Origin of the sequence: Flavobacterium sp. JLP, assembly GCF_015350755.1 — a bacterium.
Classification (GTDB): domain Bacteria; phylum Bacteroidota; class Bacteroidia; order Flavobacteriales; family Flavobacteriaceae; genus Flavobacterium.
The window spans coordinates 605,700-628,015 of sequence record NZ_JADKPS010000002.1 but is presented as its reverse complement, the minus strand read 5'-3'; the positions used below and the strand labels follow the sequence as shown (position 1 = coordinate 628,015).

Genomic DNA, 22,316 nt, shown 5'->3' with positions numbered 1-22,316 from the left:
TCTTTTAAGTCAAAAATTATCAATTATAAAAATATAGCATACCTTTATTAACAAATAGATTTTTTCCAAAAAACCATTATGAAACGCAAAATAACCCTAAAACAGATTGCAAAGGAACTTGACGTATCTATTTCAACTGTCTCAAAATCACTCAGAAACAGTTTAGAGATAGGCGAAGAGACACGCTTAAAAGTGCAGGCTTTTGCAAAGTTTTACAATTATAAGCCGAATAATATCGCTTTAAGCCTAAAAAACAGAAAAACCAAGAGTATTGGTATTATAATTCCAGAAATTGTACATTATTTTTTCTCTACTGTCATTAACGGAATTGAGCAGGTTGCCAACGAAAATGGTTATAGCGTTGTAATCTGTTTGTCTGATGATTCTTTTGACAAGGAAGTATTGAATATGGAGATGCTGGCCAACGGAAGTATTGATGGTTTTATCATGTCTTTATCTAAAGAAACGCAATATAAAGGTGATTTTCATCATATTACAGAAGTAATCAATCAGGGAATGCCCGTTGTAATGTTCGACCGAGTTACTAATGATATTTTATGCGACAAAGTAATTATTGATGATAAGGCAGCAGCATATGAGGCCGTTCAAAGTTTAATTGACAACGGCAGAAAAAAGATAGCGCTTGTTACCACTGTTGATTATGTAAGTGTTGGAAAACTCAGAACTGACGGCTACGAAAAAGCACTTTTAGATAACGGATTACCTTTTAATGAAGATTTAATAATCAAAATTGAAGATGTAGACACTTGCGAAATTACCATTAGCCAACTTTTGCACGATCGTGCTTTTGATGCTGTTTTTGCTGTAAATGAACTTTTTGCAGTAACAATTATCAAGACCGCATCAAAAATGGGACTTAAAATTCCTGAAGATTTAGCTGTAATTGCTTTTACAGACGGAATCATCTCAAAATATTCGACACCAAGTATTACAACCGTAAGCCAGAGTGGTGAAAAAATGGGAAATAAAGCTGCTAAAATGCTTATTGAAAGGCTCGAAGCAGAGCATGAAGATGAGGAGGAAGAAAATGAAAACTACACTACAGAAGTTATCGAAACACATCTTATAAAAAGAGAATCTACTGATTAATTTTCTTAAAATCAACCTATTCTAAAGCCATAAATAATATTTATGGCTTTTTTGTTAGCTAATATCTAAAAATAATTTATACTTTTACGGCCGTCAAAGCTTTTACTTTTACTTCGAAAAAAATAGTAAGTTTTGATAAGCAAAGCGCTTATCGTCTAGTTAATTTTTAATTACGATAATGGAAAAGCGTAAATTAAGTTTCTGGGAAATTTGGAACATGAGTTTCGGTTTCTTGGGAATACAAATGGGATTTGCACTTCAGAATGCAAATGCCAGCAGAATTCTTCAAATTTTTGGTGCTGACGTACATGAACTTTCATGGTTTTGGATTATTGCTCCCCTTATGGGATTAATAGTACAGCCTGTTATTGGTCATTATAGCGATAAAACCTGGGGAAGATTCGGGCGAAGAAAACCTTTTTTTCTAGTAGGTGCTATTTTAGCTTCAGTAGGATTAATTTTAATGCCTCAGGCTAATATTTTCATTTCAGTTTTGCCTGCTTTATGGGTTGGGGCCGGAATGTTAATGATTATGGATGCTTCTTTCAATATTGCCATGGAGCCATTTCGTGCTTTAGTTGGTGATAATTTAAGAACAGATCAGCGTACCGCTGGTTTCAGTATTCAAACTTCATTAATTGGTTTTGGAGCTGTAATTGGTTCAGCATTGCCTTATGTATTGACAAAATATTTTCATATTTCAAACAATGCTCCTGCCGGAAGTATACCCTTAAATCTAAAACTATCATTTATCATTGGAGCTGCAGTTTTAATTGGTTCAATTCTAGTGACTCTTTTTACTACAAAAGAATACACTCCCGAAGAATTAGCCAATTTTGAAGATCCTCAAAGCGAAGTGGACATTCCATCTGAAGAAAAATCTAAACTTACAGACATTTTTACTGATTTTGCAAAAATGCCAACAACAATGCGTCAGCTTAGCTGGGTGCAATTTTTCTCTTGGTTTGGATTATTTGGAATGTGGGTTTTCACAACTCCAGCTATAGCTCACCATATTTATGGATTGCCATTAAATGATACTTCTAGCCAGCAATATCAAGATGCTGGAGATTGGGTCGGAATTCTATTTGGTGTTTACAACTTAGTTTCCGCTATTATTGCTCTGTTTTTTCTGCCATATATCGCTAAAAAAATCGGACGAAAATCAACTCACGCACTTTCATTAATCATTGGAGGAATTGGATTAATCTCTATTTACTTTATGCCAAATGAAGATTGGGTTGTATTACCAATGATTTTAATTGGAGTTGCTTGGGCCAGTATACTGGCAATGCCTTACGCTATTCTTGCAGGATCCATTGCTCCTAAAAAAATGGGGGTTTACATGGGTATTTTTAACTTTTTCGTCGTAATTCCTCAAATTGTAAACGCACTTATTGGCGGTCCAATTGTAAAATACCTCTACAATGGCGATGCTATTTATGCCTTAATTACAAGTGGAGTTAGCTTTTTAATCGCCGCTCTTTTAGTCTACAAAGTAAAAGATGTAGATGATACTATTCAAAAATAATTAAGAAGAACTTACTATATAATGAACAAAAAAGCATTCATATTCGACCTTGATGGCGTAATTGTCGACACCGCTAAATATCATTTTTTAGCTTGGCAGAAAATCGCTCAATCATTAAATATAAATTTTACACATGAAGACAACGAACTTTTAAAAGGCGTGAGCCGCGTTCGTTCGTTGGATATTATACTTGGATTAGGAAATGTTCAAGCTTCTCAGGAAGACAAAGACAAATGGCTGGTTCAAAAAAATGAAGATTACCTATCTTATTTAGTTGACATGGATGAAAGCGAGATTCTTCCTGGAGTTTTTAAAATTCTGCAATTATTAAAAGATAAAAAACAAGGAATTGCATTGGGTTCTGCCAGCAAAAATGCAAGGCCAATTTTAGAGAAAACCGGAATCATTTCGTATTTCGATGTTATTGTAGACGGAAATGACGTTACCAATGCAAAACCAGATCCGGAAGTTTTCTTAAAAGCGGCTCAATTGTTAAATATTGATCCAAAAGATTCAATTGTATTTGAAGATTCTGTTGCCGGAATTCAGGCGGCAAACATAGGAGAAATGGTAAGTGTAGGAATTGGTGAGGAAACAATTTTACATGAAGCTGATTATATTTTTAAAGATTTTACAGAAATAAACACCGCGTTTATTGAGAAACTAATCGGTTAGTGAAAAAATGTGGCAATGCGTCAATTTGATAATTAGAAAATGACTTATTACCACGTTAATTCAACCATTAGATATTTTAAAAATATCAATCATCTAATTAAAAAAGTAAAATAGTAGAACAACAGGCAATTATAAAGATAGAATCAAATTAGAAGCAAGACAAAATAAATAATTATCAAATTATCAAATTGGCACATTATCTAATTGAAACATTATCAAATTGCCATATTATCAAATTAAAAAATAATGAATCAAGATTATATAAAACCAGACAATTGGTCTATCATCGAAGAAGGATTTGATGTAGAAAGAGTAAAATCGTCTGAAAGTCTCTTTAGTATCGGAAACGGTGCGATGGGACAGCGTGCCAATTTTGAAGAAACCTACAGCGGTGAAACTTTTCAAGGAAGTTATATTGCTGGTATTTATTATCCAGACAAAACAAAAGTGGGCTGGTGGAAAAATGGTTATCCTAAATATTTTGCCAAAGTATTAAACGCGCCAAACTGGATTGGAATTGACATCGAAATCAACGAAGAAAATCTTGATTTAAATACATGTTCTGAAGTTAGAAATTTTCGTAGAGAATTGAATATGAAAGAAGGATGGTACAATCGTTCTTTTGAAGCAGTTTTGAAAAACGGAACTGAAATTGCAGTTAATGTACGTCGTTTTCTTTCTTTAGATTTGGATGAAACTGGAATAATCAAATTCGAAATTACACCTTTAAACAAAGATGCAAAAATCGTTTACAAACCTTATATTGACGCTGGTGTAACAAACGAAGATGCAAACTGGGAAGAAAAATTTTGGGAACCTCTTGAAGTAAAAAAAGGAACAAACGAAGCTTTTGTTACAGCACAGACTTTTAAAACGCATTTTAAAGTTACGACTTTTATGCACAATACGATTTTTGCAAACGGAGAAGATATTCATATTTCTCCTTCAACAATCGACTCTACTGCTGATAAAGTTCAGTTTACTTACGGAACTATTATTGCAAAAGGACAAACCTCATCAATTCAAAAAATTGGTGGTTATACAGTTTCTTTAAATCACGAAAATACATTGTCAGCAGCAGAAAAAGTAATAAAATCGGCTCTAAATTCAGGATACGATGTTTTACTTCAAAATCAAATTGAAGCTTGGGCAAAAATCTGGGAAATGTCAGATATTACAATCGATGGAGATGTAAAAGCCCAACAAGGTATTCGTTTCAACATCTTTCAATTAAATCAAACTTACCTTGGAAAAGATTCTCGTTTAAATATTGGCCCAAAAGGTTTCACAGGAGAAAAATACGGCGGATCTACTTATTGGGATACCGAAGCTTATTGTATTCCGTTTTATATGGCGACAAAAGATCAGCAGGTTGCGAGAAATTTATTGACGTATCGTTTTAATCAATTGGATAAAGCGATTGAAAATGCTAAAGATAATCTAGGTTTCAAAAACGGCGCAGCATTGTACCCAATGGTGACCATGAACGGTGAAGAATGCCACAACGAATGGGAAATCACCCATGAAGAAATCCACAGAAACGGTGCGATTGCTTTTGCAATTTATAACTATTACCGTTACACGGGCGACTACTCTTATATTCCGGAAAAAGGATTAGAAGTTTTAATCGGAATTGCTCGCTTCTGGCACCAAAGAGCTTCTTTCTCAAAGCAGAAAAATCAATATGTGATTTTAGGAGTTACTGGTCCAAACGAATATGAAAACAACATCAACAATAATTTTTACACCAATTATATTGCAAAATGGTGTATTGATTATGCTGAAGCACAAATTAAAAAAGTAGCTGTAGAATATCCCGCAGATCACAAACGTATTTTAGAAAAAGTAAATCTTGCCGGTGCTGAAATTCAGGAATGGAAAAAAGTGGCAGATAACATGTATTTTCCAACTTCAAAAGAATTGGGTATTTATTTACAGCAAGATGGTTTCTTAGACAAAGATCTAGTTCCAGTAAAAGATTTAGATCGTTCACAGCGTCCAATTAACCAAAAATGGTCTTGGGATCGTGTTTTACGTTCGCCATACATCAAACAAGCTGACGTTTTACAATGTTTCTATTTCTTCGAAGATCATTTTTCGAGAGAAGAATTAGAAAAAAACTTCGATTTTTATGAGTCATTTACGGTTCATGAAAGTTCACTTTCTCCTTGCGTACACTCGATTCAGGCTGCCGTTTTAGACAAAATGGATATGGCATATACATTCTATTTAAGAACTTCTCGTTTGGATTTAGATGATTATAATAAAGAAGTTGAAGAAGGCTGTCACATCACGTCTATGGCTGGAACCTGGATGAGCATTGTTGAAGGTTTTGGCGGAATGAGAGTAAAAAACGATCAATTGCATTTCTCTCCAAAAATCCCAAAAGAATGGAAAGGTTACTCTTTTAAAATTAATTTCAGAAATCAAATTTTAAAAGTAGCTGTAAATCATAACGAAACAACATTTACTGTAGACGGCGATCAAGATTTAACAATTGTGGTTAATGGAAATCCTGTAATTGCAAGTAAATTTGTACAAATAAATTAAATTACAATACACTTAAAACTTAAAAACATGAAAAACTTATTTTTCGCAAGTTTAATTTTGTTTGCGGTCAGCAATATTGCAAAAGCGCAGCAATTAAAATCACCCGAAGGAAAGTTCGTAATGGAATTTTCTCTGCAAAACGACGGAACTCCAACGTACAATTTAAAATACAAAAATAAAGAGGTTGTAAAAACCAGTAAATTAGGTCTTGAACTTAAGGATGACAAAAAATCTTTGTTGAATGACTTTACAGTTGTTGATACTAAAACTTCGACTTTTGATGAAACGTGGAAACCAGTTTGGGGAGAAGTTGACAATATCAGAAATCATTATAATGAATTGGCTGTAACTTTAAATCAAAAAGGAACAGACAGACAAATCATAATTCGTTTCCGTTTATTTGAGGACGGTTTAGGATTTAGATATGAATTTCCGGCACAAAAGAATCTTACTTACTTCGTAATCAAAGAAGAAAGATCTCAATTTGCAATGACTGGAGATCATACTGCTTTTTGGATTCCAGGAGATTATGATACTCAGGAATACGATTATACAAAATCGAAATTATCTGAAATCAGAGGTTTGTCTGAAAAAGCATATACAGCAAACGTTTCTCAAAAGAACTTTTCACCAACAGGAGTTCAGACTTCTTTGATGTTAAAAACAAATGACGGAATTTACATCAACTTACACGAAGCCGCTTTGATCAACTATTCTTGTATGCACTTGAATCTTGATGATAAAAACATGACTTTTACTTCTTGGTTAACGCCAGATGCAAAAGGTGATAAAGGATATATGCAGGCACCAAGCCATTCGCCTTGGAGAACAATTATGGTCAGCGACGATGCGAGAGAAATCTTGTCTTCAAAAATGACTTTAAACTTAAATGATCCATCAAAAATTGATGATACGTCTTGGATTAAACCCGTAAAATACGTTGGTGTTTGGTGGGAAATGATTACAGGAAAAAGCTCTTGGTCATACACAAATGATTTTCCTACAGTTCAATTGGGTGTTTCTGATTTCTCAAAAGCAAAACCAAGCGGCACACACGGAGCAAACAATGCCAACGTAAAAAAATACATTGATTTTGCTGCTGCAAATGGTTTTGACGCAGTTTTAGTTGAAGGTTGGAACGAAGGCTGGGAAGACTGGTTTGGACATTCGAAAGATTATGTTTTTGATTTCTTAACGCCTTACCCAGATTTTGATGTAAAAGGTTTGCACGAATACGCTAAATCTAAGGGAATAAAAATCATCATGCACCACGAAACTTCTGGTTCTGTTCGCAACTACGAACGCCATATGGACAAAGCGTACCAATTCATGAAAGACAACGGATACGATGCTGTAAAAAGCGGTTACGTTGGAGATATTTTGCCTCGCGGTGAGAACCATTATGATCAATGGATTGTAAACCATTATCAATACGCTATCGAAAAAGCGGCTGATTATAAAATTATGGTGAATGCTCACGAAGCAGTTCGCCCAACAGGAATTTGCAGAACATATCCAAACTTAATTGGTAACGAAGCTGCAAGAGGAACAGAATACCAAGCTTTTGGAGGTTCTAAACCAAATCACGTAACAGTTTTACCATTTACACGTTTAATTGGAGGTCCAATGGATTACACTCCGGGAATCTTCGAAATGGATATAAGCAAAATGAATCCAGATAACAAATCGCATGTAAACAGTACAATTTGTAATCAATTGGCTTTATACGTTACTATGTACAGTCCGTTGCAGATGGCGGCAGATACTCCAGAAAATTACAACCGTTTTCCAGATGCATTTCAATTCATTAAAGATGTAGCTGTAGACTGGTCTGAAAGCAAATATATTGAGGCTGAACCAGGCGATTTTATCACGGTTGCCCGTAAAGCAAAAGGAACAAACAACTGGTTCGTTGGAAACGTAAACGGAGAAACGCCTCGTACATCAAACATCGATTTCAGCTTCCTTGAAAAAGGTAAAAAATACACGGCAACAATTTATGCTGATGCAAAAGATGCGCATTACAAAACAAATCCGCAGGCTTATACGGTCAAGAAAATTGCTGTAACAAACAAATCAAAATTATCGCAATTATCTGCTCCAGGCGGAGGATACGCAATAAGCATTATTGAAACAAAATAATTTAATTAACTATATAAGAAATGTAAGTTCATTTAAAATTAAAATCTCCCCAGTTTTTTTCTTAATTGTTCTTACATTTTTTATATGGTTTAAATTCTTCATTATTATGAACAATCCAAAAACATTTTTTCAAACAAACCTTTCTTTTTATAAAATACTCCTTATAGTTTTGTTGTTTTCCGCTTCCGCGAAAGCGCAAATCCAAAAGGTAGAACCGCCATTTTGGTACGCCGGAATGAAAAACCCAGAACTGCAAATAATGTTCTACGGAAAAAATATCGCACAATATGAAGCTTCGGTTTCAAATAATGTAGTGATTAAAAATGTAGAGAAAACAGAAAACCCCAATTACCTTTTCGTAACAATAGATACGAAAGACGTAAAAGCATCTGAATTGGTTTTCTCTTTCAAAAACAAAAATAAAGTAGCTTTTACACAGAAATATTCGCTTAAAGAAAGAAGAGCAAATTCTGCAGACAGAAAAAGTTATGATGCATCAGACATGATTTACTTAATCATGCCGGATCGTTTTGCCAACGGAAATCCTAAAAACGACAGCGATGCCATTTTAACCGAAAAAGGAAACCGCACAGAACCAGGCGGACGCCACGGCGGTGATATCGAAGGAATTATCAAAAACTTAGATTACATTTCATCTTTGGGTGCAACAACAGTTTGGAGTACGCCTTTATGCGAAGACAATGACGCAAAACATTCATATCACGGTTACGGACAATCTGATGTTTACAAAATAGATGCACGTTACGGAACAAATGAAGATTATGTTCGTTTATCTTCAGAACTGCATAAAAAAGACATGAAACTGGTTATGGATTACGTTACCAATCACTGGGGAATTACACATTGGATGATTAAAGATTTGCCAACAAAATCTTGGATAAATCAATTCGAAAACTACACACAAACGCACCACAGACGTGAAGTTATTACAGATATTCATGCCTCTAAATTGGATCAGGAAATTTGTGTTGACGGTTGGTTCGTGCCTTCTATGCCGGATTTGAATTTAAGAAATCCCTTAGTTGCAAAATACTTAACTCAAAACGCCATTTGGTGGATTGAATATGCCAATCTTGACGGATTTAGAGTGGACACTTACAACTATTCTGATGCCACTGCGATGTCAAATTGGGCGAAAGCAATTACTACAGAATATCCAAGGTTTAATATTGTTGGCGAAATCTGGATGCACAATCAGGCAAATTTAGCGTATTGGCAAAAAGACAGTAAAATTGGCGCAATCGAAAACTACAATTCGAATTTACCAAGCGTAATGGATTTTACTTTGCAAGATCAAATTGGTTCTGCTTTCAATGACGATAATGCGAATTGGGATAACGGAATGATTAAATTCTACAACAATTTTACGTTAGATTATTTATATCCAAATCCGAATAGTATTTTAGTTTTCGCCGAAAATCACGACACAGATCGCATTAATAATACTTATAAATACGATTTCACGAAATACAAATTGGTTATGACTTTAATAGCGACCGTTCGTGGAATTCCGCAATTGTATTACGGTTCAGAAATTGGAATGGGTGGTGACAAAGGCAAAGGCGGTGATGCAGACATTCGTCAAGATTTTCCTGGCGGATGGGCTGGCGACAAAAACAACGCATTAACCGCAGCAGGAAGAACAGCTGAGCAAGCAAAATATTTTGATTTTACTTCAAAATTATTCACTTGGAGAAAATCAAATGAAGCGGTTCACTTTGGAAAAATGACGCATTATATTCCAGAAAACAACATTTATGTTTACTTCAGATATACGGATACTAAAACCGTAATGGTCGTTTTCAATAATAATTCAAAAGAGCAGTCAGTTAAAACAAGTCGTTTTAAAGAAAACATCAAAAACTTTAAATCAGGAAAAGATGTTTTAACTGGAAAAACATTTGATATTTCTTCTGAAATTACTTTAGAACCAAAATCAGCTATTGTTTTAGAATTGGAATAAGATTTCAACACACAGTATATAACGTAGAGACACACTGCTGTGCGTCTACGCAAACTTTTTCCGCCACGAAATCACGAATTATTGTTTTTTAATTCGTGATTTCGTGGCGGATTTTTTTATTATACGCTATTCTTTTTTTATCTTTAAGATTCATAATCATTTCAATGAATAACGACAATACTCAAAAGCCACCTTTCATTTGGGAGGGAGCAAACGTTTACTTTTTACTTACCGATCGTTTTTACAACGGAAATCCTTCAAACGATATCAATTTCAACAGAACCAAAACTTCAGGAAAATTACGCGGTTTTGAAGGCGGTGATATCATCGGAATTATCAAAAAAATCGACGAAGGCTATTTTGATGAACTGGGAATAAATGCTATTTGGTTTACACCAATTGTCGAACAAATTCACGATGGTGTTGATGAAGGAACTGGTCTTACTTACGGATATCACGGGTATTGGGCAAGAGACTGGACGGCTTTAGATCCTAATTTTGGCACCAAAAATGATTTAGCCCTTTTGGTTAAAAAAGCTCACGAAAAAGGCATCAGAATTATTTTAGACGGCGTTATAAATCATACTGGACCTGTAACTCCAGAAGATCCTATTTGGCCGGAAGACTGGGTTCGAACTGGCATTGTCTGCGATTACAAATCATTTGAAAACACAACAATGTGTACTCTTGTTGATAATCTTCCGGATGTAAGAACTGAAAGTACTAAAGAAGTCGAGCTTCCTACTTTTCTAATCGAAAAATGGAAAAAGGAAGATCGTTATGAAAAAGAAAGTACTTCACTTGATGAATTTTTTAAAAGAACAAATTATCCAAGAACGCCAAAATACTACATTATAAAATGGCTGACAGATTATATTCTAGAATTTGGAATTGATGCTTATAGAGCCGATACTGTGAAACATACAGAAGAAAATGTATGGATCGATTTTAGAAAAGAATGCGATTACGCTTTTGAAACCTGGAAAAAACATCATCCTTTGCAAGTGCTCGATCAAAATCCGTTTTATACTATTGCTGAGGTTTACGGTTACGAAATTAGTAGCGGACAAGAGTATGATTTTGGCGATCGCAAAGTAAATTATTTTGAAAAAGGTTTTAACAACATGATCAATTTTGAGTTTAAGTTAGATGCTCAAAATGATTATGAATTTATATTCTCTAAATATTCAGACAAGCTTCAAAATGAATTAAAAGGCTACAGCGTACTTAATTATGTATCATCGCATGATGATAGCCCGTTTGATGCGGATCGCAAACGCGCTTTTGAAGCCGGAACTAAATTATTGCTCTCACCGGGCATCTCTCAAGTATATTATGGGGACGAATCTGGTCGTTCGCTTGCCATTGAAGGTACAGAAGGCGACGCCACTTTACGATCTTTCATGAATTGGGAAGAGATTGAGTCAAATCCTGAGACACAAAGAATTCTTTTGCATTGGCAAAAATTAGGGCAATTTCGAAGAAATCATCCTGCAGTTGGCGCAGGAATCCACAAAATGATTTCAGACAAACCGTATATTTTTTCAAGAGTTTATAACAAAGAAAATCATATAGATGAGGTCATAATTGGACTAGATTTAGGAACCGGATATAAAGAACTTCCTGTTGATTCTGTTTTTAAGGACGGAACAAAATTAAAAGACGCTTTTTCTGGAAAAGAAACCGAAGTTCAAAACGGAAAAGCAATAATAGATTCTGAATTTGGACTTGTTTTATTAGAAAAAATCTAAAAGTTTAACCGCAAAGAACGCAAGGCAAAATCGCTGGTCTCGCAAAGATTTAAAAAAACTTGTGACCTTTGCGTAAAACTTTGCGACCTTTGCGTTTAAACTTTCTAGACATGCTAAAAATAGCACATCGCGGTGCCAAAGGATACGAACCCGAGAATACTTTACAATCTTTTCAGAAAGCATTAGACTTAAATGCTGACGGAATTGAACTCGACGTTCATTTAAGCGCTGACGGACATATTATCGTAATTCACGACGAAACCATAGACAAAATGACCAACGGAAAAGGTTTTGTAAATACACTATCTTTGACCGAATTAAAATCATTTTTGATTGACGGCAAACATGAAATTCCGACTCTAAGAGAAGTTTTCGATTTGGTTGACAAAAAATGTTTTATCAATATAGAATTGAAAAGTTACGAAACTTTAGGCAAAGCTGTAGCTTTAATAGAAGAATACATTTCGGAGAAAAACTGGAATTACGAGCATTTTATCGTTTCTAGTTTTGATTGGAATGCCTTGCAGGAAGTTCACAATTTAAATTCAAATATTCCGATTGGGGTTTTAACAGAAACAGATCTTAATTTGGCTTTGGCTTTCGCCGAAACGATAAAAGCAAAAGCAATTCATCCTTATTATCATTTATTGAATTCAGAAAATGTTCTTCAAATGCAAGAAAAGGGATTTCTGGTTTTACCTTGGACAGTTAATATTGAGGAAGACATTCAAAAAATAAAAAATTTAAAAGTAAACGGAATCATCACTGATTTTCCAGATAAAATATGATCAAAAATTTCGACATAATCATTGTTGGCGGAGGCGCTGCAGGTTTTTTTACAGCAATTAATATTGCAGAGAAAAACCCGAAAATGAAAATTGCCATTTTAGAAAGAGGAAAAGAAGTGCTTTCTAAAGTTCGCGTTTCCGGAGGCGGACGATGCAACGTAACACACGCTTGCTTTGAGCCCAACGAATTGGTTAAATTTTACCCCCGTGGCGAAAAAGAACTTCGCGGGCCTTTTCATCAGTTTTGTTCAGGAGATACAATTGAATGGTTCGAAAAACATGGCGTAGAATTAAAAATCGAAGATGATGGACGAATGTTTCCAATCTCTAATTCATCCCAAACTATTATTGATTGTTTTCTGGAAGCAACTGGCAAATTAGGCATAAAAATTTTGACAGGACAAAGTGTACAATCGATTTTTAAAGCAGAAAATCATTGGAAAATTGATACTCAGGACGAAAATTACGCCACAGAAAAATTAGTTTTAGCAACGGGAAGCAATCCTAAAATCTGGGAAATGCTTCAAACACAAGGTCATGCCATTGTTAGCCCTGTTCCTTCCCTATTTACTTTCAATATCAAAGATTCCCGAATTAAAGAATTACCCGGCGTTGCAGCACAAGTTACTGTAAATGTAAAAGATACTAAACTAGAATCGACAGGACCTTTGTTAATCACGCATTGGGGAATGAGCGGACCAGCGATTTTAAAACTTTCGGCTTGGGGCGCACGAACTTTATTCGATAAAAATTATCAGTTTACCATTTTTGTAAACTGGTTAAACGATGTTGATACAGAAGATGCCGAAAAAATCCTAAAAGATCTAAAACAAGAACACGCGAAAAAAGCCGTTTCTAAAAAATCTCCTTTTGATTTTCCTAATCGTCTGTGGGAAAGTTTAGTTCTTGCTTCAGAAATTGAAGGAGAAACAAAATGGGCCGATTTATCTAAAAATCAATTGCAGAATTTAGCTTATCAACTCACAAAAGCCAAATTTCAGGTAAACGGAAAAAGTACTTTTAAAGAAGAATTTGTAACCGCCGGAGGAATAGATTTAAAAGAAATCAATTTTAAGACAATGGAAAGCAAATTGCATCAAAACCTTTATTTTGCTGGTGAAATTGTAAATATCGATGCGATTACGGGAGGTTTCAACTTTCAAAATGCCTGGACAAGCGGGTTTATTTTGGCCAATAATATATAATAGAATGAAATTTAAAGGAATTATTTTTGATTTAGACGGAACATTAGTAAACTCATTAGAAGATATTTCAGATGCAATGAATACTGTACTTACAGGTCTAAATTATCCAACTCATACTTACGATACCTATCAATATTTTATAGGAAGCGGTTTGCGAAACTTAGTTAGCAAGGCTTTACCGGCATCCAACAATTCTGAAGAACAAATTGAAAATTGTTTTGATTGTATGATCGAAACGTATCGTGAAGTTTGTACGATTAAAACAAAACCGTACGAAGGCATTGTCGAATTATTAGATAATCTGGCTTCTCAAAATATCAAATTAGCGGTTTTCTCTAACAAAGCCGATGAGCTTACCAAAAAAATCGCAGCCCAAATATTTCCTGATTATTTTGATGCTGCAGTTGGTTTAAGTACCGAAGCATTAAAAAAACCAAATCCGTTTGAGGCGTTGGAAATTAGCAAAAATTGGAATTTAAAACCAGAAGAAATTCTTTTCGTAGGCGATTCAGATATTGATATGCAGACGGCAATAAACGCGAATATGTTTCCCGTTGGAGTTTCTTGGGGCTATCGAACAGAAGAAGAATTAATGGCAAGCGGCGCGAAATTTGTTATTCATAATCCTTCAGATTTAATTGAAATAGTTTAAAGTATTTCAAATAGTTTTCAGTCTCATTTTTACACTGCCAGTTTACTGTGGCTGAAAACTAAAACCTTATCGATTCAGCCACCAAATACTAGCGTTTAAAATCCCTGCAAAACTTACCCAAGCCATGTATGGAATCAACAAATAACCCGCAATTTTATTGATTTTGTCAAACTTTAAATACGTTTCATAAATCATAAGCCAAAGAAGTGCAATTTCGATCAAAGCCAGCATCGGATTTTTTAGTCCGAAGAACAAATACGACCAAACTGCATTAAGTATCAATTGAATCAAAAAGAAACCTAAAGCTTTTTTTACTTGCTCTTCCTGTTGGTTTATTTTATCCCAAACTACTCCTGCTGCCACTCCCATTAAAATAAAAAGCAAGGTCCAAACTGGCATGAAAACCCAATTTGGCGGATTAAAACTTGGTTTCAGAATTGTTGGATACCACGTTTCTACTCCCGCTTTTGTAAAGGTTGATGATGAATATCCAACTGCCAGACAAATGATTACCGCTATTGCAATTCGTGTTACTTTATTCATTTTTGTGTTTTTTTTTATTCAAAAATAGTCAAAAAGAAAGTTTAAACCACATAAGTCATGTAAGTTCATTGCAGTTAACTTCAACATTTTCTTATATAACTTATACGGTGAAAAAAATATCTTTTATGGTGAAAAAGCTATCTTTGCCAAAATTTTATAATTCATGTTTACAGCAGCTGATTTTATTCCTAAAACATATACTTCAACCATCGAAAACGGAAATTTTGAGTGGAGCGCTCCCAGCAATATTGCATTAGTAAAATATTGGGGCAAAAAAGACAATCAGATTCCCGCAAATCCATCGGTGAGTTTTACTCTTAATAATTGTAAAACTGTTACGAAATTAGGATTTGAGAAGAAAGAGAATTCAAATTCTTTTTCTTTTGATTTACTTTTTGAGGGACAGCCAAAAGAAGATTTCAAACCAAAAATTCAAAAATTTTTAGAAAGAGTTGAAGTTTATTTGCCGTTTTTGAAAGAGTATCATTTTACAATTGATACCCAAAATACGTTTCCACACAGTTCAGGAATTGCATCTTCGGCATCTGGAATGGCCGCTTTGGCAATGAATTTTATGAGTTTAGAGAAAGGTTTAAATCCTGAAATGACCGATGAATATTTCTACCAAAAAGGATCATTTTTAGCGCGTTTAGGTTCTGGAAGTGCATGCCGAAGCATAAAAGGAAATGTAGTAGTTTGGGGAAATCAAGCAAATATTGAAGGAAGTTCAGATTTATTTGGAATTGAATTTCCGTACGCAATTCATAAAAATTTCAAGAATTATCAAGACACTATTTTATTGGTTGACAAAGGCGAAAAACAGGTTTCAAGCACAGTTGGCCATGATTTAATGCACAATCATCCGTATGCTGAAAGACGTTTTGCTCAGGCGCACGAAAACTTAGATCAGTTAATTAAGATTTTTGAAAGCGGAAATTTAGACGAATTCATTAAAGTTGTCGAAAGCGAAGCTTTGACTTTGCATGCCATGATGATGACATCGATGCCGTATTTTATTTTGATGAAACCAAATACATTGCAAATCATAAATGCAATTTGGAAATTTAGAACCGAAACTCAAATTCCGGTTTGTTTTACGCTGGATGCTGGAGCAAATGTGCATGTATTATATCCCGAAAACGTTAGCGAAAAAGTACTGCAATTTATTCAGGACGAATTAGTTGTATTTTGTCAGAATCGTCAGTACATTTGCGATCAAATTGGAGAAGGATCTTTATTAATTGATAATTAACAATTGTCAATTAATAATTTGTAACTTTATGGAAAAGAAAAACATTATTAAAGATAAATCTTTTGCTTTTGCAATTGACATTGTAAACCTTTATAAGGTTTTAAGCGAGAAAAAAGAATTTGTTTTATCTAGACAAGTTTTGCGCTCAGGAACATCAATTGGTGCAAATGTAAGAGAATCTGAACATGCTCAAAGTAAAGCAGATTTTATTCATAAATTATCTATTTCATTAAAAGAAGCGAATGAAACAGAATATTGGTTAGATTTGCTGCACGAAACAAAATATCTTTCTGATATAGAGTTTCAAAATATTAAACCTAAAATCATAGAATTATTACGATTACTTACGAGTATCATAAAAACTTCTAAAAACATATAATTATCAATTGTTAATTATTAATTTTCAATTATGAAAGGACCATTATTTTACTCAAAAATATTACTCTTTGGAGAATACGGAATCATCCGCGACTCTAAAGGACTTTCTATTCCTTATAATTTTTACAATGGTGCTTTGAAGAAATCCGAAAATCCTTCGGCAGAAGCAATTGCATCAAACGCAAGTTTAAAACGTTATACAACATATCTGGAAGCTTTACAAAATGAACAGCCAAATTTGGTTTCTTTTGATTTGCTGACTTTAAAAAATGATGTCGAAACCGGAATGTATTTTGATTCTAGTATCCCGCAAGGATATGGTGTTGGAAGCAGCGGTGCTCTTGTTGCAGCTATTTACGACAAATATGCTACACATAAAATTACCGTTTTAGAAAATTTAACACGCGAAAAACTTTTACAATTAAAAAATATATTTTCTCAAATGGAGAGTTTTTTCCACGGAAAAAGTTCTGGTTTAGATCCTTTAAACAGCTATTTGAGTATTCCGATTTTAATTAATTCTAAAGATAATATTGAAGCAACCGGAATTCCGACTCAAAGTTTTGACGGAAAAGGTGCTGTATTTTTATTAGATTCTGGAATTGTCGGCGAAACTGCTCCAATGGTAAACATTTTTATGGAAAACCTAAAAGACAAAGGTTTTCGTGCGATGCTTAAAAACCAATTTGTAAAATATACAGACGCCTGCGTAGAAAACTTTTTGCATGGCGATATGAAATCTTTGTTTACCAATACTAAAAAGCTTTCAAAAGTCGTTTTAAATAACTTTAAACCAATGATTCCAGAACAATTTCATGGAATCTGGCAAAACGGAATTGACACAAACGATTATTATTTAAAACTTTGTGGTTCTGGCGGCGGCGGTTATATTCTTGGTTTTACCGAAGATTTAGAACGCGCAAAAGCATCTTTGAAAGATTATAAACTAGAAGTGGTTTATCAGTTTTAAGCAAAATTCCCTAAAAGCATCCGTTATTTGAATACATTTTCCTAAATCTTAATCCTAAAAAAGTTATTGAAATGAAAAGTATTTTAAAAATCATCAAAGCAACTTTTTTAGGAGGAATTTTATTTTTGGCCCCGCTAATTTTATTAGTTGTTCTTTTCGAAAAAGGATATCATATCATTCAAAAAATAACACTGCCGTTAGTAAGTCATCTGCCAAGAGTACAATTTTTAGGACTAGCACTCCAAGAACTTATAGGCATTTTAATTATAATCGTTTTATGCTTTATAGCTGGATTATTAGGCAGAACAACAAAAGCCCAAAAGCTGGTTCAAAAATTAGAAAACGGAATTTTAAGCTTCATTCCTGGATATTCATTTATGAAAAACATGAATGAAAATATAATGGGTTTTGAATCTAAACAAGATTTAAAAGTTATCTTGGTTCCTACAGATGCTGGATTGCAATTCGCTTTTTTGATCGAACAGATAAATGAAAATAATTTTGCAGTCTTTGTTCCAGATGCTCCAAATCCGTGGAGCGGGTCAGTTTGTTTTGTAGAAAAAAAAGACATCAAAGAAATCGAAATTTCTCAAAAAGAAGCCTTAGCTTGCATTCGAAAATTAGGTTATGGCTCTGCATCATTATTAAAAGACAAACTTTAATTTTACAAAAAACATTTTTTAAAAATATTCAAAAAATAAAAATTCCAAACTAACTACAGAGAAATGTTAAGCAGACAGCAGAAGCTTTTAGTAATGAAAATTGTTAGTTTGTTCTCCGTTGTGAGAGGCTATAACATTCCGATTATTGTTTTGGCACAATATCTCTCGGCAATTTTTATATTAGCTCCAGATAAGAGAGCACTTGATATTTTGCTCGATTTTAATTTGTTTTTGATTGTTTTTGCATCTGCGATTACAATTGCTTCCGGATATATTATCAATAATTTTTACGACAGTCAGAAAGATTTGATCAACAGACCCAATAAATCGATGCTGGATCGCTTAGTCAGTCAGAAAACAAAATTGTCGGTTTATTTTAGTTTGAATTTCTTGGCGGTTTTAATGGCGCTGATTGTTTCTTGGCGCGCTTTTTTATTCTTTTCAGCTTATATATTCCTGATTTGGTTTTACTCTCATAAAATAAAAAAATACGCTATTATTGGCAACTTAACTTCGGCATTGTTAGCGGTTATTCCTTTTTTTGCGATTTTATTGTATTTCTACAACAAGATCTCGTTTGAAGAAATTGAAGATCATATGAGTCATTTTATGGTAATTTCAGCCCATGCTGTTTTCTTGTTTTTATTATTGCTGATTCGCGAAATGATAAAGGATTTAGAAAATTTAAAAGGCGACTTGGCCAACAATTACAGAACGATTCCAATACTTTATAACGAAACCGTTTCGAAACAGATTATTACTGCTTTAACAATTTTGACAATACTTCCGGTGTATGTTTTAATCAATGTTTACGATGTTGGTTATATGGATCTATATTTTTATCTATGTTTCGCTGTATTGCTGTTTTTCTTGATTTTTTTATGGAAATCTAACTCTAAAGAGCAGTTTTTAATCCTTCATAATGTTTTGAAGTTTTTGATTGTATCTGGCGTTTTCTGCATTATCCTGATAAATCCGAGTGTTTTATGGCACGGAAAAAATTTACTTTTAAAGGTTTAAAATTAGTATACCGCAGAGATACACAAAAAAAATCACAAAGCTTCACCGAGTTTTTTTTAATGTTTTTACCAGAAAGTTCCTAGAATGCCTGAAAAAAAGGCCAATTGTTTGAATCTAGCCCCGATTGTTGTGAAAATCCTTTTGTGGCGGGGTTCGCCATAAAAGATTGAAGCAAAAAGCGGGAAACCATGCCTAAAAAAAGGCCAATTGTGATGCTCCTATATCTCTAAAAAATCATAGCTATTAATCTAAGAACAATGAACTTAGGATTATTTAGCAAGAATAAACTATCTTTGCACAAATTACAGAATTTATGAACAATAAGGAAGGCAATAATAAAAGAGGCGGATCTAGACCAAGTGGCTCTAGACCAAACTCTAACAAGCCAAAACCTCCTATGGCGAAGCGCGCTCAAGGGCCAAAAAAAGTGAACCCTGCTGTTAAGGCTGCTGCTGAAGAAAAGGCAGAAAAAATTAAAAAACAAAACCAGGCTCCTAAAAGACAGAAAGCTGCAGACGAGATTCGTTTGAACAAATACATCTCTAATTCAGGTGCTTGTTCGCGTCGTGATGCCGATATATACATTCAGTCTGGAAACGTAAAAGTAAATGGCGTTCCGGTAACTGAAATGGGTTATTTAGTAAAATTAAACGATGTTGTAAATTTTGACGGCGTTACCTTAACTCCTGAAAAGAAAGAATACATCTTGCTTAACAAACCAAAAAACTTTACAACTGCTCTTGACGAAGGTCAGGAATATCGTAATGTTTTAGAACTTGTGCGTGGTTCTACTACTGCAAAAATTGCTCCTATCGGAAGAATGGACAAAAACACAACTGGTTTATTGTTGTTTACTAACGATACAGATATGATTCGTAAATTTACTTTACCGAGTCAGAAATCATCTAAAATCTATCAGGTTTCATTAGATAAAAACTTAAAATTTGAAGATTTAGAAAAAATCAGCAAAGGTTTGGTTCTTGACGGGCACCGTGTATTTGTTGAAGAGGTGAGTTATATTGATAATGAACCTAAAAGTGAGATAGGTCTTAAATTACGTTCATCTAATGTAAAAGTAGTTCGTGCTATTTTCGAAAACTTTGAATATGATGTTTTACGTATTGACCGCGTGTCATTTGCTGGTTTAACCAAAAAGAATTTGCCAAGAGGAAACTGGCGCTTTTTGACTGAGCAAGAAATCATCAATTTGAAAAACGTTTAAGAAACGGTTCAAATAGTACTTTATATAAAATCCTATTTTACTTTGTAAGATGGGATTTTTTTTATTTAGAAGCTGAAAAAGTTATGTCCGAAAAGAGTAAATATTGATCTTCCCATTGTTTGGTTTTTATCTTCAACTACTTCGTGGCACGTAAATCCTAAGATAATTTTGATTCCCGGCTGAATGCTGTTTAAAATATCTCGTTTTTGTTCTTCTAACAATAATTTTAAACTGTCTAATAATTGGATATTATTTTTAAGATAAGAAACTACTAACAGCGCTGAGAAGTTAAGTATTTCTCTTGCAGTTTCACTTTTGATTCCGACTTCATTTGAAATCATTTCTGAAATTCTGCCTTTTTTAGTGGTAAAGATTTCTTTAAGCAGTGCATTTCCTTCTAATCTGTAACAGTCGTCGACCGCTAAAATTCTGCCAGAGACAAAATCGACTTCTTGGTAAAATGTGGAATTGTCTTCTATTAGTGAAATAATTTCTTTGTAGAAACCTGATTCTCCGGCTTTATTATACAATCCCATTAGAATGGTTCCGATTGATACATCAATTCCTTTGATTAAAAGTGCATCATTTTCAAAATAAAACTTATTTAACTTTGAAACAACATTAGAAGAGATAAAACGTCTAAGTTCAATTTGTAGGTTTGGAGTCATAGTAATTTAATTTAAAATTATTTAAAACTATTCGAAATAATCGACAAAAGGGGCTATTTCATCGTTTATCAGGATAAAAATATAAAATATTTTAACATTTCCAAAAAATAAGTTAAAAATTACAGACACCGATTAACACTTGTTTAACATAAAAAACTTCAACTCCCAGCAAACATAACCCTTTCGTAATCAAAACAAAGTGAAAATATTTTTTACAAAAATGAATTATTTTATTAAAATGAAAGAAAAATAAGAAAAAGCTTAACTGAATGTTACATAATTAAAACAAAATATTTCGATATTCCCATGTCACACTTAAAAAAATACCTAGAAAAATAATACAAAATAAGAAATTAATAAAACTTGATGCAAGAAATCCGAGTACCGATCCAGTGGCCGCTTTTAATGCTCTTTTATGGTTTGTCGAGTCATAAATCATTTCGCCGACAAATGCTCCAACAAATGGACCAATGATAACTCCAAAAGGTATAGGAGCCAAAATTCCCACTATTAAACCAATATTCGTTCCCCAAACTCCATACGAACTTCCTCCAAATTTTTTGGTGCCTTTTGAGGGAATTACGTAATCGAGAATGGTGATAACAATTGTAATTAAAAGGGTAATTCCTAAAAGCCAATAGTTATTATCTACTGCTTTTGTTAAATGTAATAACAGCAAACCTATCCAGCAACTCGTTAAGCCAGGCAATACGGGCAAAAAACTGCCAAAAACCCCAACAATCATGCAAATAAAACCTAGTACAACCAATAGTAAATCCATATATTTTTGTAATTTTGCCCCTACAAACCCTTGGTAAAAATAGGCTATGTATAAGCTTTTGAACTTTTTTTTATTTTGTTTTTTAATCTTCTTGATTTGTAATAATACATATTCACAGGCAAAAAAAACATCTGTCCACGATCAACTATTGCAGGACAGCATTTATAAAAGTAATAAGAAAAAAGTATTAAATTTTTCTATGAAAGAATTTGATGCTCTTTTCTTTGAATATTTTAATCGCAAAAATGATTCAAAAGTAATTTTAACAAAAACAGAATTTTACAATTATACAGTTCAAATAGCAACATTTTCAGATCGATTGGCTCACTTATATCCTGATCAAAGGCAAGTTGCAGCACAAAACAAAGAGCAATGGCTTTCAGAAACCTATGAAGATTATCTGCAATACAAAGCTTCTCAAAAAAAATAATC

General features: G+C 33.7%; 20 protein-coding genes. 17 read left to right on the top strand and 3 right to left on the bottom strand.

Translation table 11 applies throughout. The features are described from left to right. The first annotated feature begins 78 nt into the window (after positions 1-78). From IRZ83_RS08135 to IRZ83_RS08090, 10 genes are all read left to right on the top strand, one after another. The gene (locus IRZ83_RS08135) at positions 79-1,110 is read left to right on the top strand and encodes a LacI family DNA-binding transcriptional regulator (protein WP_194568011.1); all 1,032 of its coding nucleotides are present in this window, start codon (positions 79-81) and stop codon (positions 1,108-1,110) included. 178 nt (positions 1,111-1,288) lie between these two features. Further along, a complete protein-coding gene (locus IRZ83_RS08130) occupies positions 1,289-2,641 on the top strand; it encodes an MFS transporter (protein ID WP_194568009.1) in 1,353 nt (450 codons plus the stop codon). A gap of 21 nt (positions 2,642-2,662) precedes the next feature. Then, the gene (pgmB, locus tag IRZ83_RS08125) at positions 2,663-3,316 is read left to right on the top strand and encodes a beta-phosphoglucomutase (RefSeq protein WP_194568007.1); all 654 of its coding nucleotides are present in this window, start codon (positions 2,663-2,665) and stop codon (positions 3,314-3,316) included. Positions 3,317-3,562: 246 nt separating this feature from the next. Continuing rightward, positions 3,563-5,866 carry a glycoside hydrolase family 65 protein gene (locus IRZ83_RS08120; protein WP_194568006.1) on the top strand — a complete coding sequence of 768 codons (2,304 nt, stop codon included), beginning with the start codon at positions 3,563-3,565 and terminating at the stop codon, positions 5,864-5,866. A 27-nt stretch (positions 5,867-5,893) separates the two neighbouring features. Further along, the gene (locus tag IRZ83_RS08115; RefSeq protein WP_194568005.1) at positions 5,894-8,008 is read left to right on the top strand and encodes a glycoside hydrolase family 97 protein; all 2,115 of its coding nucleotides are present in this window, start codon (positions 5,894-5,896) and stop codon (positions 8,006-8,008) included. Between the two features lie 106 nt (positions 8,009-8,114). After that, the gene (locus IRZ83_RS08110; protein ID WP_194568004.1) at positions 8,115-9,992 is read left to right on the top strand and encodes a glycoside hydrolase family 13 protein; all 1,878 of its coding nucleotides are present in this window, start codon (positions 8,115-8,117) and stop codon (positions 9,990-9,992) included. 164 nt (positions 9,993-10,156) lie between these two features. Beyond that, entirely contained in the window at positions 10,157-11,743 is a 1,587-nt protein-coding gene (locus tag IRZ83_RS08105) for an alpha-amylase family glycosyl hydrolase (RefSeq protein WP_194568003.1), read from the top strand. 110 nt (positions 11,744-11,853) lie between these two features. Beyond that, a complete protein-coding gene (locus IRZ83_RS08100) occupies positions 11,854-12,531 on the top strand; it encodes a glycerophosphodiester phosphodiesterase (protein ID WP_194568002.1) in 678 nt (225 codons plus the stop codon). Then, positions 12,528-13,736, top strand: coding sequence for an NAD(P)/FAD-dependent oxidoreductase (locus tag IRZ83_RS08095; RefSeq protein WP_194568001.1), 1,209 nt, complete (start codon positions 12,528-12,530; stop codon positions 13,734-13,736). Before IRZ83_RS08100 ends, IRZ83_RS08095 begins: the two co-directional genes overlap by 4 nt. Before the next feature lie 4 nt (positions 13,737-13,740). Beyond that, on the top strand, positions 13,741-14,388 hold the full coding sequence (locus IRZ83_RS08090) for an HAD family hydrolase (RefSeq protein ID WP_194567999.1): 648 nt from the start codon (positions 13,741-13,743) through the stop codon (positions 14,386-14,388). A 66-nt stretch (positions 14,389-14,454) separates the two neighbouring features. Here the strand turns inward: IRZ83_RS08090 and IRZ83_RS08085 are convergent, their stop codons facing one another. Beyond that, on the bottom strand, positions 14,455-14,931 hold the full coding sequence (locus IRZ83_RS08085) for a TspO/MBR family protein (RefSeq protein WP_194567997.1): 477 nt from the start codon (positions 14,929-14,931) through the stop codon (positions 14,455-14,457). 163 nt (positions 14,932-15,094) lie between these two features. Between IRZ83_RS08085 and IRZ83_RS08080 the strand changes: the two genes are divergently transcribed. The 6 genes from IRZ83_RS08080 to IRZ83_RS08055 all read left to right on the top strand — a co-directional run bounded on the left by IRZ83_RS08080 (position 15,095) and on the right by IRZ83_RS08055 (position 20,435). After that, positions 15,095-16,183 (top strand): diphosphomevalonate/mevalonate 3,5-bisphosphate decarboxylase family protein, encoded by a 1,089-nt coding sequence (locus tag IRZ83_RS08080; protein WP_194567995.1) that lies wholly within the window; start codon positions 15,095-15,097, stop codon positions 16,181-16,183. Between the two features lie 28 nt (positions 16,184-16,211). Continuing rightward, positions 16,212-16,562, top strand: a complete 351-nt coding sequence (locus IRZ83_RS08075; protein ID WP_194567993.1) for a four helix bundle protein — start codon at positions 16,212-16,214, stop codon at positions 16,560-16,562. A gap of 30 nt (positions 16,563-16,592) precedes the next feature. Continuing rightward, the gene (locus IRZ83_RS08070) at positions 16,593-17,531 is read left to right on the top strand and encodes a mevalonate kinase (RefSeq protein ID WP_029271721.1); all 939 of its coding nucleotides are present in this window, start codon (positions 16,593-16,595) and stop codon (positions 17,529-17,531) included. Between the two features lie 71 nt (positions 17,532-17,602). Further along, the gene (locus tag IRZ83_RS08065) at positions 17,603-18,193 is read left to right on the top strand and encodes a DUF502 domain-containing protein (RefSeq protein WP_194567991.1); all 591 of its coding nucleotides are present in this window, start codon (positions 17,603-17,605) and stop codon (positions 18,191-18,193) included. Positions 18,194-18,256: 63 nt separating this feature from the next. Continuing rightward, complete coding sequence (locus IRZ83_RS08060; protein ID WP_029271718.1) at positions 18,257-19,213, top strand: geranylgeranylglycerol-phosphate geranylgeranyltransferase; 957 nt, start codon at positions 18,257-18,259, stop codon at positions 19,211-19,213. A gap of 313 nt (positions 19,214-19,526) precedes the next feature. Continuing rightward, the gene (locus tag IRZ83_RS08055; RefSeq protein WP_029271716.1) at positions 19,527-20,435 is read left to right on the top strand and encodes a pseudouridine synthase; all 909 of its coding nucleotides are present in this window, start codon (positions 19,527-19,529) and stop codon (positions 20,433-20,435) included. A 65-nt stretch (positions 20,436-20,500) separates the two neighbouring features. On the opposite strand, the gene IRZ83_RS08050 is transcribed toward IRZ83_RS08055, so the two are convergent. Both IRZ83_RS08050 and IRZ83_RS08045 read right to left on the bottom strand, forming a co-directional pair. Then, positions 20,501-21,103: a DUF937 domain-containing protein gene (locus IRZ83_RS08050; protein WP_029271715.1), complete on the bottom strand. Its 603-nt coding sequence runs from the start codon at positions 21,101-21,103 to the stop codon at positions 20,501-20,503. Positions 21,104-21,383: 280 nt separating this feature from the next. Continuing rightward, on the bottom strand, positions 21,384-21,884 hold the full coding sequence (locus IRZ83_RS08045) for a DUF456 domain-containing protein (protein WP_194567989.1): 501 nt from the start codon (positions 21,882-21,884) through the stop codon (positions 21,384-21,386). Positions 21,885-22,083: 199 nt separating this feature from the next. Between IRZ83_RS08045 and IRZ83_RS08040 the strand changes: the two genes are divergently transcribed. Further along, positions 22,084-22,314: a hypothetical protein gene (locus IRZ83_RS08040; protein ID WP_194567987.1), complete on the top strand. Its 231-nt coding sequence runs from the start codon at positions 22,084-22,086 to the stop codon at positions 22,312-22,314. Positions 22,315-22,316: the final 2 nt, after the last annotated feature.